The organism is Bradyrhizobium sp. 195, from assembly GCF_023101665.1.
GTDB lineage: Bacteria > Pseudomonadota > Alphaproteobacteria > Rhizobiales > Xanthobacteraceae > Bradyrhizobium.
Window position 1 is genome coordinate 7,476,190 of the sequence record NZ_CP082161.1, and the last position, 13,036, is coordinate 7,489,225.

General features: G+C 64.4%; 14 protein-coding genes. 5 read left to right on the forward strand and 9 right to left on the reverse strand.

Going from position 1 to position 13,036, the window contains the following annotated elements:
* Positions 1 to 4: 4 nt before the first annotated feature.
* The 6 genes from IVB26_RS34835 to IVB26_RS34860 all read right to left on the reverse strand — a co-directional run bounded on the left by IVB26_RS34835 (position 5) and on the right by IVB26_RS34860 (position 7,310).
* Positions 5 to 973, reverse strand: a complete 969-nt coding sequence (locus tag IVB26_RS34835; RefSeq protein ID WP_247969457.1) for an ABC transporter ATP-binding protein — start codon at positions 971 to 973, stop codon at positions 5 to 7.
* Complete coding sequence (locus tag IVB26_RS34840) at positions 970 to 1,965, reverse strand: ABC transporter ATP-binding protein (protein WP_247969458.1); 996 nt, start codon at positions 1,963 to 1,965, stop codon at positions 970 to 972. The genes IVB26_RS34835 and IVB26_RS34840 overlap by 4 nt, the downstream gene beginning before the upstream one ends.
* Complete coding sequence (locus IVB26_RS34845) at positions 1,965 to 2,882, reverse strand: ABC transporter permease (protein ID WP_246924975.1); 918 nt, start codon at positions 2,880 to 2,882, stop codon at positions 1,965 to 1,967. Before IVB26_RS34845 ends, IVB26_RS34840 begins: the two co-directional genes overlap by 1 nt.
* Positions 2,848 to 3,807 carry an ABC transporter permease gene (locus tag IVB26_RS34850; protein ID WP_247969459.1) on the reverse strand — a complete coding sequence of 320 codons (960 nt, stop codon included), beginning with the start codon at positions 3,805 to 3,807 and terminating at the stop codon, positions 2,848 to 2,850. The genes IVB26_RS34845 and IVB26_RS34850 overlap by 35 nt, the downstream gene beginning before the upstream one ends.
* Before the next feature lie 29 nt (positions 3,808 to 3,836).
* Positions 3,837 to 5,630, reverse strand: a complete 1,794-nt coding sequence (locus tag IVB26_RS34855; protein ID WP_247969460.1) for a peptide ABC transporter substrate-binding protein — start codon at positions 5,628 to 5,630, stop codon at positions 3,837 to 3,839.
* Positions 5,631 to 5,891: 261 nt separating this feature from the next.
* Entirely contained in the window at positions 5,892 to 7,310 is a 1,419-nt protein-coding gene (locus IVB26_RS34860) for a M20 family metallopeptidase (protein ID WP_247969461.1), read from the reverse strand.
* A 287-nt stretch (positions 7,311 to 7,597) separates the two neighbouring features.
* Here IVB26_RS34860 and IVB26_RS34865 point away from each other — a divergent pair, with 287 nt between their 5' ends.
* From IVB26_RS34865 to IVB26_RS34880, 4 genes are all read left to right on the forward strand, one after another.
* On the forward strand, positions 7,598 to 8,569 hold the full coding sequence (locus IVB26_RS34865) for a S1C family serine protease (RefSeq protein WP_247969462.1): 972 nt from the start codon (positions 7,598 to 7,600) through the stop codon (positions 8,567 to 8,569).
* Between the two features lie 84 nt (positions 8,570 to 8,653).
* A complete protein-coding gene (locus tag IVB26_RS34870) occupies positions 8,654 to 9,190 on the forward strand; it encodes a hypothetical protein (RefSeq protein ID WP_247969463.1) in 537 nt (178 codons plus the stop codon).
* Between the two features lie 62 nt (positions 9,191 to 9,252).
* Entirely contained in the window at positions 9,253 to 10,323 is a 1,071-nt protein-coding gene (locus IVB26_RS34875) for a carboxylesterase family protein (RefSeq protein WP_247969464.1), read from the forward strand.
* Between the two features lie 81 nt (positions 10,324 to 10,404).
* Positions 10,405 to 10,611 carry a hypothetical protein gene (locus IVB26_RS34880; protein WP_027573305.1) on the forward strand — a complete coding sequence of 69 codons (207 nt, stop codon included), beginning with the start codon at positions 10,405 to 10,407 and terminating at the stop codon, positions 10,609 to 10,611.
* Between the two features lie 77 nt (positions 10,612 to 10,688).
* Here the strand turns inward: IVB26_RS34880 and IVB26_RS34885 are convergent, their stop codons facing one another.
* The 3 genes from IVB26_RS34885 to IVB26_RS34895 form a co-directional block, all read right to left on the reverse strand.
* Positions 10,689 to 11,348: a DsbA family protein gene (locus IVB26_RS34885; RefSeq protein WP_247969465.1), complete on the reverse strand. Its 660-nt coding sequence runs from the start codon at positions 11,346 to 11,348 to the stop codon at positions 10,689 to 10,691.
* A gap of 96 nt (positions 11,349 to 11,444) precedes the next feature.
* On the reverse strand, positions 11,445 to 11,888 hold the full coding sequence (locus IVB26_RS34890) for a PaaI family thioesterase (protein ID WP_247969466.1): 444 nt from the start codon (positions 11,886 to 11,888) through the stop codon (positions 11,445 to 11,447).
* A 3-nt stretch (positions 11,889 to 11,891) separates the two neighbouring features.
* Positions 11,892 to 12,320 carry an acyl-CoA thioesterase gene (locus IVB26_RS34895; protein WP_247969467.1) on the reverse strand — a complete coding sequence of 143 codons (429 nt, stop codon included), beginning with the start codon at positions 12,318 to 12,320 and terminating at the stop codon, positions 11,892 to 11,894.
* A gap of 113 nt (positions 12,321 to 12,433) precedes the next feature.
* Between IVB26_RS34895 and IVB26_RS34900 the strand changes: the two genes are divergently transcribed.
* Positions 12,434 to 12,982 carry a TetR/AcrR family transcriptional regulator gene (locus IVB26_RS34900; RefSeq protein WP_247969468.1) on the forward strand — a complete coding sequence of 183 codons (549 nt, stop codon included), beginning with the start codon at positions 12,434 to 12,436 and terminating at the stop codon, positions 12,980 to 12,982.
* Positions 12,983 to 13,036 lie beyond the last annotated feature (54 nt).

Genomic DNA, 13,036 nt, shown 5'->3' on the forward strand with positions numbered 1-13,036 from the left:
GCCCTCACGCCAGATGGCACGACACGAAGTGTCCGCCCGCTCCTTCCCTCAGCTCCGGCGCGCTTTCCGCGCAGCGCGGCTGGGCGATGGGACAGCGGGTGTGGAAGTGGCAGCCCGACGGCGGCTTCATCGGGCTCGGCACGTCGCCCTTGAGTCGGATGCGCTCGCGCTTGAGCTTGGGATCTGGCACCGGCACCGCTGACAATAGCGCCCTGGTATAGGGATGCTGCGGGTTGCGGTAGAGATCGCTGGCCTTGGCAAGTTCGACGATGCGGCCGAGATACATCACCGCGACGCGGTCGGAGATGTGCTCGACCACGGAGAGGTCGTGCGCGACGAAGAGATAGGTGAGGTTCAGCTCGGCCTGGAGGTCTTCCAGCAGGTTGATCACCTGGGCCTGGATCGACACGTCGAGCGCCGAGACCGGCTCGTCGCAGACGATCAGCTTCGGCTCGACTGCGAGCGCGCGCGCGATCACGATGCGCTGGCGCTGGCCGCCGGAGAATTCATGCGGATAGCGCCGCATGTGCTCGGCCTTGAGCCCGACCTTGACCAGCAGGCCCGCGACGCGCTCCTCGCGCTCTTTCGCGGACGAAGCGAGATTGTGGATGGTGAAGGCCTCGCCGAGGATGGCGCCGACCGTCATGCGCGGATTGAGCGAGGCAAACGGGTCCTGGAACACCAGCTGCATGTTCCGGCGCATCGCGCGCAGATCATTGCCGCCGAGCTGACGAACGTCCTGGCCGTCGAAGGTGACCTCGCCGTCGGTCGGCTCGATCAGCCGCAGCACGCAGCGTCCCGTGGTCGACTTGCCGCAGCCGGATTCGCCGACGAGACCGAGCGTCTCGCCGCGGTTGACCGAGAACGACACGCCGTCGACGGCATAGACGGTGCCGACCTGGCGCGACAGCAGGCCGCCGAGCACGGGGAAATGCTTCTTCAGGTTGGAGACTTGCAGCAAGGGCTCGCTCATGCCGCGCCTCCCAGATTGGTGTCGCCGAGGTGACAGGCCATGCGATGGCCGGGCGAGACCTCGCGCAGCAGCGGCTCATTCTCGGTGCAGACGCTCATGGCGAATTTACAGCGCGGCGCGAAGCGGCAGCCGACGGGTGGGTTGATCAGGATCGGTACCGAGCCGCCGATCGCCTCGAGCCGCGTCTTGTGCTCGCTGTCGAGATCGATGCGCGGGATCGAGCGGATCAATCCTTGCGTATAGGGATGGCGCGGATTGCCGAACAGCTCGTCGACCGGCGCCTCCTCCACCACCTTGCCGGCATACATCACGACGACGCGCTGCGCGGTCTCGGCGACCACGCCCATGGCATGGGTGATCAGCATCACCGCCATGCCGAAGCGCTCCTTCATGTCCTGCAAGAGGTCGAGGATCTGCGCCTGGATGGTGACGTCGAGCGCGGTGGTGGGCTCGTCGGCGATGATCAGCTTCGGCTTGCAGGCCAGTGCCATCGCGATCATCACGCGCTGGCGCATGCCGCCGGAGAACTGGTGAGGATAATTGTGCACGCGGCCTTCGGCATTCGGGATCTGCACCAGCTTCAGCATCTCGATGGTGCGCTCGAGCGCCTGCTTCCTGGTCACCGCCTCGTGGCGGCGCAGGCTCTCGGCGATCTGCTCGCCGATGGTGAGCACCGGATTGAGCGAGGTCATCGGCTCCTGGAAGATGAAGCCGATCTCCTTGGCCCTGATCTCGTCGAGCTGATTGCTGGTCAGCGGCACGAGATCGCGGCCCTCGAAGATGATCTGCCCCGCCGCGATCCGGCCCGGCGGCATCGCGATCAGCTTCAGGATCGACATCGCGGTCACGGTCTTGCCGCAGCCGGATTCTCCGACGACGCAGAGCGTCTCGCCCCGGTTGATGGAGATGTCGACGCCGTCGACGGCCTGGAGGATGCCGTCGTCGGTGGAGAAGTGGGTTTTCAGGCCCTTGATCTCGAGCAGCGGCGCCATCAGATCACCCGCCGCGCATCGAGCGCGTCACGCAGGCCGTCGCCGATGAAGTTGATGGCGACCACCGCGATGAAGATCGCGCCGCCCGGAAACAGCGCCCAGTGCGGGCCGATGTCGAGGAAGTCCTTGGCGTCGTACAGCAGCCGCCCCCAGGTCGGCGTATCCGGCGGGAAACCGAGGCCGAGGAAGGACAGCGTCGATTCCGCGATGATCGCGGCGGCAACGTCGATGGTGCCGGCGATGATCACCGGGCCGAGCGCATTCGGCAGGATATGCCGCACCACCTGCCGCACCGGGCTGGCGCCCAAGGCTCGTGCCGCCTCGACGAATTCCTTTTCGCGGATCGACAGGAACTGCGCACGCACGAGCCGCGCCACCGGCATCCAGCGCAGCCCCCCGATCACGAGCACGATCAGGATGAAGATGCCGCCTTCGGGACCAAATACCTGCTTCAGCCCATCGCGGAACAGATAGATCAGCAGCAGCAGCAGCGGCAGTTGCGGCAGCGACAGGAACAGGTCGGTGAGCCACATCAGGCCGTGCCCGAGCGCACCGCGCGACATGCCGGCGAGCGCGCCGATCAGCGTGCCGATGAAGACGGAAACCAGCATCGCGGCGAGGCCGACCGCGAGCGAGATGCGGCCGCCATAGATCATGCGCGCCAGGATGTCCTGGCCGAGATCGTCGGTGCCGAAGGGATGGGCGAGCGAGGGTCCTTGCAGGCCCGCGACGATGTCGATCTCGTTGATCTTGATGCGCCAGACGAAGGGCCCGACCACGACGGCGAGCACCAGAACGAGGAGCAGGAAGGCGCTGACGACGGCGAGCTTGTGGCGGCTGTAACGCCGCCACGTCTCGCGCCAGGGCGAGTAGACGCGCCGCTCAGCGGAGGGAGATGCGAGGGTCAAGCCAGCCATAAAGAACGTCCGCGATGAGATTGAACAGCACGACCAGGCACGCGAAGACGAAGGTCACGGCCATCACCACCGGCGTGTCGTTGGACAGGATCGAAGAGATCAGCAGCGAGCCGATACCGGGGATGCGGAAGATCTGCTCGGTGACGATGGCGCCGCCGAACACGGCGGGCATCTGCAGCGCGATCAGCGTCACGACCGGGATCATGGCGTTGCGCATCACGTGCTTGACGATGACCTTGGCCTGGCCGAGGCCCTTGGCGCGCGCCGTGGTGACGTAATCGAGCCGGATCACATCCAGCATCGCCGAGCGCACGAAACGCGTCATCGACGCCGCCTGGAACAGGCCGAGCACCGCCACCGGCATGATCGCCTGACGGATCATCTCCAGCACCCAGCGGATGCCGGTGCCCTTGATGTCGGTGGTATAGACGAACGGCAGCCAGTCCAGCGTGACCGAGAAGATCAGGATGAACAGGATGCCGGTGAAGAAGGTCGGCAGCGAGAAGCCGACGAAGGCGAGCGTGTTGGCGATCTGGTCGAACAGCGAGTACGGCTTGGTCGCGGCATAGACGCCGACCGGGATCGCGATCAGTAGGGCCAGGATCTGCGCCGAGCCGATCACATAGAGCGTGGCCGGCAGGCGCTGGAGAATCAGCGTGTCGACGTCCATCCGGCTGACGAAGGAGAAGCCCCAGTCGCCGTGCAGCATGGCGTTGAGCCAATGCAGGTAGCGAAGGTGAATCGGATCGTCGAGGCCGAACTTGGCCCGAAGCGCGGCCTGCACTTCGGGCGGCACGTTCGGGTTGGTCGCCAGTTCGGAGAACGGATCGCCGGGCGCGAGCGCGAGCACGACGAACAGCACGACCGAGATTCCGAGCAGGCTCGGAATCGCGATCATCAGTCGACGCAGGACGTATTGGCTCATGAGGGAAGGCCCCGTCTAGAGTTGGGGGATCATTCCTCGCGGTACCAGTCGAACAGATTGTCGGTTTCGTTGGCCCAGCCGGAGATCACCGGACGCAAATTGTTCGCGGCCGCCTCGACCTTCAGGCGATGCTGCACCGGGATGAACACCGTATCCTGCCACATCAGGTCGTTGGCCTTGATGTAGAGCGCCGCGCGCTTGACCGGATCCATCTCCATATCGGCCGCGTTGATCGCCGCGTCATAGTCCTTGTTGACCCAGCGCGGGAAATTGGTGCCCTGCCACTTGTTCTCCTTGGTCGCCACCGCCGTCGAGAGATAGCGGCGCATGTGCTGCGACGGGTCCGGCTGGCTCAGCGGGATCTGGAACATCTCGATGTCGGCGTAGAACTTCGGATAGGTGTCGGGATTGGCGACGTCGGACGAGAAGAACACCGAGGCCACCACCGACTTCAGCTCGACATCGACGCCGGCCTTCTGACAGGCCTGCTTGACGATGGCCTGAGTCTTCTGGCGCGGACCGTTGATCGCGGTTTGGTACAAGAGCTTCAGCTTCTTTCCGTCCTTCTCTCGAATACCATCCGCGCCGGGCTTCCAGCCGGCATCGTCGAGAATCTTCGAGGCCTTCTCGATGCTGAATTCCCACGAGGTGTTCTTGGATACGAACTTTTCGGGGCCGTTGAGGAAGTTCGCGGTGGTGCGGCCGGCACGGCCGTAGATCGCCTTCTTGACGGATTCGCGATCGACCAGAAGGGACAGCGCCTTGCGTACGGCGGGATCCGAGAACAGCGGATGCTTGGTCTTCATCGACGAACGCTCGCCGTCGACCTCGACGTTCGGATCGGTAAAGTTGAGCGCGATGAACTCGGTGTCGCCGCCAACGGCATAGACGGTCTTGCCCTTGCCGCCCTTCTCCAGGCGCAGTAGGACGTCGTCCTCGACCTGAATGTTCCAGCCGAAATCATACTCGCCGGTCTGAATCACCGCACGCGCGGCCGAGACGGCGTCACCCCCGCCCTTCATCTCGAGCGAATCGAAATAGGGGCGGTTGGCCATGTGATAGTCGGGATTGATCACGCCGCGGATGAGATCGCCCGGCTTGAACTCGACGAACTTGTAGGGACCGGTGCCGACAGGTGAGAGATTGGTCGGCGCCTCGCGCGATTTGGAGCCGATGAAATCGGCGAAGAGATGCTTCGGCAGGATCTGGCCTGCGCCGGCGCCGACGAAAGCATCGGCCCAGAACGGAGTCGGCTGCGGAAAGGTGATCTTGACCGTGAGATCATCGATCTTCTCGACAGTGATGTCGCGATAGACAGCGATGGTGACGGCTGCGGTCGCCGGATCCTTGGCATATTGCCAGGTGAAGACGAGGTCGTCGGCCGAAAACGGCTTGCCATCATGCCACTTGACGCCGGGCTTCAGCTTCCACGTCACTGACTTGCCGTCGGCGGCGAGCAGGCCGTTCTGGATCGACGGAATCTCCGCCGCCAACACCAGCTTCATGTTGCCGTCCGGATCCCAACAGGCGAGCGGTTCGTAGAACAGGCGCGAGCCGTCCTGGTCCTTCGTGCCGGTGGCGAAATGCGGATTGAGCAAGGTCGGTCCCTGCCACCACAGCAGCTTCAGCGCACCGCCGCCGCCACGCTTGGTCGGCTTGTAGGTCGAGGCGCCCTCGGCCATGGCGACGCCGCCGAGCGCGAGGATCTGATTGGCCAGGGGAGCGGTGAGACCAACCGCGGCCATGCGCTTGATGAAGGCGCGGCGATCCATCCGCCCGTCCTTCACTTTGCCGATCATCGAACGCAGTTCTTTATCCAGCATGGTTGTCCCCCGTCTGGTTCCCATAGTGATGAGGGCGGCCGCGAAACGTGGCTGCCCATTTGGCTGGCAGTAGATGGCACACCGAATGGGGGGCGCGTCAACTGCGACCGTGTGTATGCAAACGGTCTTCTGGCTGTCTGTTGGGCAAAACTACGTTCTGCAGCCCATCCGCTCGGCAATCCAGCATCAAAACATGCTGGATTGCACGCTGCAGTGCGAAAAATTTGTTCGCCGGATCAGACGAAGTATCGAGACGAAATTCTACGCGACGGACATGTCGAGCGGCGGCTCGACATGATCCGGCAGCGGACAGATATAGGGCGTCTTGGCCGTCCGCTTTTTCAGGTCGGCCTTGGCTGCCTTGATCAGCTCCGGACCCGTCAGCGCCTTGATGCCGAGACCGGCCATCGCCTTGGCCGCCTGCACCATGGCCTTGTGGGCATGCGGGCTCTTGCCCTGCGCCACCACCTGCCAGGTGTGGAAGGGCGTGCCGATTGCAACCGTGGGGGCGTGAACCTGCACGGTCGGCACGACCCAGCTGACGTCGCCGACGTCGGTCGAGCCGACCAGCGGATTGCGCTTGGCATCGAGCGGCACCAGGAAGTCGGCCAGCGGCCGATCGGTCTGCTCCATGCCGATCGCGTAATAGACCGACGCGATATCCTTGTCGCTCAGCGTCGCGCGGATCTGGCTGGCAAAACCCTTGTCCGCATCGTCGAAATGCGGCGGTCCGAGCTCTTCCATGACCCGGTGCAGCGCCTGTTCCAGCGGGGTGTTCGGGAGGATGTTGGAGACCGCGGAGATGATCTTCATCTCGACCTTGGTCTCGGTCATCAGCGCCGCGCCCTCAGCGATCTTGCTCACGCGTCCGACCAATTCGTTCATGCCGGGAAGATCGCGGGCACGGATCGAATAGCGCACTCGCGCATGGGCCTGGACCACGTTGGGCGCGATGCCGCCGGTGTCGAGCAGCGCGTAATGCACGCGTGCATCGCTCGGCATGTGCTCGCGCATGTAGTTCACGCCCACATTCATCAATTCCACCGCATCGAGCGCGGAACGACCGAGATGCGGCGAGGCCGCGGCATGCGAGGTTCGGCCGGTGAAGATGAAGTCCGCGCGCGTGTTGGCGAGCGACGGCGTCACCGCGACCTCCCAGAAGCTGTGCGGATGCCAGGTGATGGCGATGTCGGCGTCCTCGAACGCGCCGGAGCGCACCATGAAGGCCTTTGCCGCGCCGCCTTCTTCGGCCGGGCAGCCATAGTATCGCACGCGACCGGGCACCTTGTTTTCGGCGAGCCAGTCCTTCACCGCGGTCGCGGCGAGCAGCGCGGCGGAACCGAGCAGATTGTGACCGCAGCCGTGGCCGTGCCCACCCGTTTCGACTGGACGATGCTCGGCCACGCCCGCTTCCTGGCTGAGGCCGGGCAGCGCGTCATATTCCCCCATGAAGGCGATGACCGGACCGCCCTCGCCCCACTCGCCCATCACCGCGGTCGGAATGCCGGCGACGTTCTCTGTGATGCGGAAACCCTGGTGACGCAGTTCGGCGAGATGCTCGGCGGCGGACCGCGCCTCGGTGTAGCACACCTCGGGCATGCCCCAGACCTTGTCGCTGAGGTCGATGAAACGCGCCTTGATCGTGTCGATGCCACGCCAGATGTCGCTGCGGTTGTCCATGCTTCGATCCGTGATCCCTTGGTCAAACGAAGCGGCAATGGTTAGCAGTTTCACCGCACGGCGCCTAGCACCTCGCTGGACAGCAGCCATGCGAGGCATGTCGGATTGAGGGTCGCCTGCCACCCGTGCACGAAGGTGCTTCTGTGCCTTTCGAAATATCTCGCGCGGCGTCTCACGAATAGTTGGAAACGAGGCTTTCAAGACGGCCTCTCCCGGCCTAAATTATGCCTGCTTCGCGCCTCGCTCCTCTGCAATCGTGCAGCGATGCACTCAGCCAGGAGAACTCCATGCCCGCCCTGACCGAATGGAGAGTGCCGCCGGCCAATCAGCCGCGTGCGGGCGACTACGGTTTCGATCTCGACCGCGCGCTCGCATCCGTTGTCGGCCTGCATGCCATCATCCCGCCGGACGCCTTCAGCGCCGAGACGCTGGGCACCGAACGGGCTGGCAACGGGGTCGTGATCGACGACGGGCTGGTGCTCACGATAGGTTATCTCATTACTGAGGCGGAGTCGGTCTGGCTGCACCGCGCCGACGGACGCGTGGTGGAGGGTCATGCGCTCGGCTTCGATTCCGAGACCGGGTTCGGGCTGGTGCAGGCGCTCGGCCCGCTCGACGTCGAGCCGCTGCCGCTCGGCTCGTCGGCGGCAAGCCGGATCGGCGACCGCGTCGTGGTCGGCGGCGCCGGCGGTCGCACGCGCTCGGTCGCGAGCCAGATCGTGGCCAAGCAGGAATTCGCCGGTTACTGGGAATATCTGCTGGACGAAGCCGTCTTCACCTATCCCGCGCATCCGAACTGGGGCGGCACCGCGCTGCTCAACGAGCGCGGCGAGTTGATCGGCATCGGCTCGCTTCAGCTGGAGCGTGAACGCGACGGCAAGGCCGAGCACGTCAACATGGTCGTGCCGATCGACCTGTTGAAGCCGATCCTGGACGATCTGCGCAAGTTCGGTCGCGTCAACAAGCCTGCGCGGCCCTGGCTCGGGCTCTACTCGACCGAGATCGACAACCGCGTGGTGGTGATCGGGATCTCCGCCAACGGTCCGGCGGCGCGCGCCGAGCTCAAGACCGACGACATCATCCTCGCCGTCGACGGCGACAAGGTCACGAGCCAGACCGCCTTCTACAAGAAGATGTGGTCGCTCGGCGCCGCCGGCGTCGACGTGCCGCTGACTGTGCATCACCAAGGCGTCACCTTCGACGTCACGGTGACCTCGACCGATCGCTTCAAGCTCTTAAAGGCGCCGAAGCTGCATTGATCGGCACCACAGGATAAGCCTGAGCTGCGCGACCATGCGCTCTCGAATATCGAGATCGCGGAGTACAATGACAGAATTGCCCGTGTGGCGGCCGCAACTGATCCCGCCAATCAGGCGCTCGCCGACAGATCTGCGCAGGCCACGCAAGTGCTGCTTGCCTGCAAGAACGCCTCCACAAAAGACGATCCGGGAGGCAGCTTCAGCCTAGGCCGGGCTCAAATGGCGCTGTGGCTCGGCCTGTCGATCGCGGGCTTCATCTTCATCTGGCTCACTCTGGGAATTTACAGAAACGTCATCACGGAAGCGATCCTCGTCCTGCTCGGCATCAACAGCGTGACGGGACTCACCGCCGTTATCCTGGACAGAGATGACCCCAACAAACCGGTCGAAAAGGAGATAACGAAAGGCTTCTGGGCCGATCGGATCTCGGACGGCGGCGGTCCCAAGCTGCACAGAATCCAGATGATTGGCTGGACCGGCATCCTCGCGATCATCTTTGCCTGGAATGTCGTCGCGAATTTTATCTTCGTCGAATTCGACGCCTATCTCCTCATGCACATGGGGATTGTCAATTCCGCGTACCTGGGATTTAAGACTCAGGAGACGGTGCCGGCCAAGTAGCGCGGCCATATGGCCGGACAGTTCGCGGCATCGACATTGCCCTACGTCCGGAGGAAGCCGCGATGACCGAGGCCGTGATCGACGACATCGTGGCCGTGCTCCCGCCACTGCTCAATGCGCTGGAAGCGCTTGGATTTTTCCAACGGCATCTGCATCCGCCGGCCTTTGCTTCCGTCATGAACGCGATCGGCGCGCCGGACGAGGCACTGCAGGCCGGACGTACCGCGATCGCGGATTGGCCGGACCAGTTCGCCGGCCTGCGCGAGCGACTGGATCGCGCCTGCGACGAGACGCTCGCCGCCTTTGCCGGCATTCGCGAGGTCGAGCGCGGCAATGGCGATCTCGTCGCGGTTTTCCGCGCGCTGCGCCACCTGCCGCGCGCGCAGGAGGCGCTTTACCTCCTTTCGGTGCAATTTCCACCGGTGAGCAGCTTCTTCCTCAACGACGCCAATCGCGAAAATGCGGATCTGTTGTCGCGGCTCGAAGTCGGCGGGCGCGACAATACCGGCATCTTCCACGATCACAACGAGCCCGGCAGCCGCGGCGGCTTCTCGGTCTATGTGCCCGAATATTACACGGCCGATCGCGCCATGCCGCTGGTGATGGCGCTGCATGGCGGCAGCGGCAACGGCCGCGGCTTCCTGTGGAGCTGGCTGCGCGACGCCCGCAGCTGTGGTGCGATCCTGGTGGCGCCGACCGCGACCGGCCCGACCTGGGCGCTGATGGGCGACGATGCCGATACGCCCAATCTCATGCGCATTCTCGAAACCGTGCGCGGCCGTTGGACCGTCGATGCCTCGCGCATGCTGCTGACCGGCATGAGCGACGGCGGCACCTTCTGTTACGTGAGCGGGCTCGACGGAGCCTCGCCCTTCACCCATCTGGCGCCGGTGTCCGCAACCTTCCATCCGCTGATGGCGGAGATGGCCGACGCCCCGCGCCTGCAGAGGCTGCCTGTCTTCATCACTCACGGCAAGCTCGACTGGATGTTTCCCGTGCAGACCGCGCGCCAGACGCAGGCGGCGCTCACGGCGGCCGGCGCAGATGTCACCTATCGCGAGATCGACGACCTCAGCCACACCTATCCGCGCGAGATCAACGCGGAGCTGCTGGAGTGGCTGAATGGGACGTGAACGATCCGATCTTACCTGCGCCGTACTGCCGCGGAACCATCGCTCCGGGCCGACGTTATTGCCGGTCACCGGAGGTTCGCCATGCAGACTTTTTTCGGAATGATCCTGGGCGCGCTGCTGCTTGCGGGCGGCGTCTATGTCTATGATTCCATGCAGACGTCATCGGTTGCCAATGGCGAGGTGGCGATCACGAATCGCACCATCGTGAACTGGGACGTGGCGAAGGCGGATTGGGATGCGCTGCGCGATCGCGCGCACAAGGACTGGGTCCGGATCTCGTCGAAGTAACGATGCCCTATCATGAACGAGGCGCCGTCGCGGATCCGCGGCGGCGCCTTTGTGTTGGCTACGATCAACGCTGCGCGTCAGTTCATCTTGGCCTTGCGGGCATCGGCGATGACCTGCTCGAACTCGGTCATGCTGAGCACGCCCGGTACGCGGTACTTGCCGACGATGAAGGATGGAGTGCCGCTGAAACTGAAGGCTTCAGCCTGCTCGTTGTTGCGCTTGAGCAGGGCGTCGATGTCGCTGCCATGGTCAGCAAGATCGCGTTTCAGGCGATCCATGTCGACGCCGGCGGCCGCCAGCAACTCGTTGATACGCGGCTCGGTCAGGCGTGAGCTGACGCCCATCAAGGCGTCATGGGCCGGATGGTACTTGTCCTGGAATTTCGCCGCGAGCGCGGTCCGCGCCGCAGTGACCGAGACCGGCCCGAGGATCGGCCAGTCCTTCATCACCAGCCGCACCTTGCCATCGTCCTGGACGACCTGGCGCAGCTCGGGCTCGAGCTTGCGGCAATAGGGGCAATTGTAGTCGGACCATTCGACGATGGTGACGTTGCCGTTGGGATTGCCGGCGACGGGCGTGTCGGGATCGCGCAGCACCTTGGCTTCGGTCAGCACCTCGTCATTATCGGCGGCTGCCCACGCCGAACTGATGCGGCCCGCCGCGAGGGCACCCGCCCCGATCAGCGTCAGCGCCGCGCGCCGCGTCGGCAGCAGGCCCTTATTCCCAAATCCAGCCATATCTCGTCCCGTTTTCGGTCCCATCTCCCCGAATACGGTTCGGGACCGGAATTGTTACGCTCATATAGAGCGTTGCGGGCGTAAAGTCATCGCGTGCTAGGCGCGGGGCAGCATCGCCATCAGCGTTCCGGTCATGGTGGCGATCGATGTGGTCTTGCCTTCGTGCTCGGCAAAGGCCCTGGCCTCGCAGAAGGTCAGCGTGCGGCCGGGCTTCACCACCTCCGCCTTGAAGACGAAGCGTTCGCCGCGGGCGGGCGCAAGCAGCGTGGTCTTGAACTCGACGGTGAGGATGTCAGCCTCGGGTGGCATCAGGGTGAAGGCGGCGACACCGCAGGCATTGTCCAGGCCTGCCGTGATGATGCCGGCATGGACAAACCCGTTTTGTTGCGTGAAGGCCGGCGAATGCAGCATTGCCAATTCGACCTCGCCCGGCGAAAGGCGGACGATCACGACGCCGAGCGTGCGCATCGCCGGCTGACCGTCGAACAAGGCAATGGCAGCCGCGCGATAGCCCGGATTTTTCGGCTCGAACGCCGCCATGGCTCAGACCTCGGCCGGTTCGGCAAGATGCCTCAAGGCGGTTTGGCGGATCGCATCCGCGAACGGCGCCGACTTCCGCAACCCACGATCCATGTGCACGGCGGTAATCTCGCAAGTCGCGGCGATTTCGCCGGTCTCCGCGTTCCTCATCTCGTGCCGGAACCGGATCGATTTGTCGCTGATCTCGAGCAGGTGACTGCGGATCTCGACGATGTCGCCGGCGAGCAGCTCGCGCCTGTAGGTGATGTTCTGCTGGACCGCCGCCATGCCGCGGCCGGAACTGCGCAAGTAACTCGGCGTCAGCCCAAGGCGGGCGAACAAATTCCAATTGGCCTCGTCCAATTTGCCGACATACCACATGATGTTCATGTGGCCGACATGATCGCATTGCCACGGATAGACCGTGCCGCGATAGGTCGCCTCCTGCGCCATCGCAATTCCTCCTGCCCTGTTCCGCCTTCGGCGGCTTCTTGATACGGTAGCGTATCAGGGCTCCGTCGCGCTAGCAATACGGCACCGTATCAAGAATCTGCGAGGCTTCCTTCATGAGCGACGGCAAGGGCGATGTCTGGGTCGAGGCGGGGTTTGCCGAGCTCGCCCGCTCGGGGGTCGAGGGTGTCAGGGTCGAGGTGCTCGCCAAGAGCCTCGGCGTCACCAAGGGCGGCTTCTACCGCCGCTTCGCCGACCGCGCCGCGCTGCTCGACGCCATGCTGCAACGCTGGCGCGAGGAGCGCGCAGCCTCGATCGCAGAGCAGACGCGCCTCGACGGTCAAGAGCCTCGCGAACGGCTGAAGGCGGTGATCCAGCTCTATTCGGAGCGGCTCAATCCGGAAGCCATGGCGATCGAGCTCGCGATCCGGCAATGGGCCCGCTCGGACGAGAGTGCCGCGGCGGCGGTGGCGGGCGTGGACGCCGCGCGGCTCAAGCACGTGGCCGAGCTCTATCGCGCGACCGGGCTTGCGGCCGAGGAGGCAGAGGCGCAGGCCTTCCTGTTCTACTGCTTCATCTTCGGCCAGAGCCTCTTGTTCGTCGAGTGCGGCCCGCGCAAGCGGGCGCAACTGGTGGCGAAATCGGCCGAAAAGCTGCTCGACTAGACGATCGGCTCACGAGAAATGGCCGGAGCTCAGCTCCGGCCATCGCATTGTCGC

What these genes read in the sequence shown, in the direction of transcription:
- IVB26_RS34895 (WP_247969467.1), bottom strand. Translation starts at nt 12,320, where the DNA reads ATGGCGCAGGAGGCGACCTATCGCGGCACGGTCTATCCGTGGCAATGC.
- IVB26_RS34865 (WP_247969462.1), top strand. Translation starts at nt 7,598, where the DNA reads ATGCCCGCCCTGACCGAATGGAGAGTGCCGCCGGCCAATCAGCCGCGT.
- IVB26_RS34875 (WP_247969464.1), top strand. Translation starts at nt 9,253, where the DNA reads ATGACCGAGGCCGTGATCGACGACATCGTGGCCGTGCTCCCGCCACTG.
- IVB26_RS34885 (WP_247969465.1), bottom strand. Translation starts at nt 11,348, where the DNA reads ATGGCTGGATTTGGGAATAAGGGCCTGCTGCCGACGCGGCGCGCGGCG.
- IVB26_RS34840 (WP_247969458.1), bottom strand. Translation starts at nt 1,965, where the DNA reads ATGGCGCCGCTGCTCGAGATCAAGGGCCTGAAAACCCACTTCTCCACC.
- IVB26_RS34845 (WP_246924975.1), bottom strand. Translation starts at nt 2,882, where the DNA reads ATGGCTGGCTTGACCCTCGCATCTCCCTCCGCTGAGCGGCGCGTCTAC.
- IVB26_RS34850 (WP_247969459.1), bottom strand. Translation starts at nt 3,807, where the DNA reads ATGAGCCAATACGTCCTGCGTCGACTGATGATCGCGATTCCGAGCCTG.
- IVB26_RS34890 (WP_247969466.1), bottom strand. Translation starts at nt 11,888, where the DNA reads ATGGCGGCGTTCGAGCCGAAAAATCCGGGCTATCGCGCGGCTGCCATT.
- IVB26_RS34880 (WP_027573305.1), top strand. Translation starts at nt 10,405, where the DNA reads ATGCAGACTTTTTTCGGAATGATCCTGGGCGCGCTGCTGCTTGCGGGC.
- IVB26_RS34855 (WP_247969460.1), bottom strand. Translation starts at nt 5,630, where the DNA reads ATGCTGGATAAAGAACTGCGTTCGATGATCGGCAAAGTGAAGGACGGG.
- IVB26_RS34835 (WP_247969457.1), bottom strand. Translation starts at nt 973, where the DNA reads ATGAGCGAGCCCTTGCTGCAAGTCTCCAACCTGAAGAAGCATTTCCCC.
- IVB26_RS34860 (WP_247969461.1), bottom strand. Translation starts at nt 7,310, where the DNA reads ATGGACAACCGCAGCGACATCTGGCGTGGCATCGACACGATCAAGGCG.
- IVB26_RS34900 (WP_247969468.1), top strand. Translation starts at nt 12,434, where the DNA reads ATGAGCGACGGCAAGGGCGATGTCTGGGTCGAGGCGGGGTTTGCCGAG.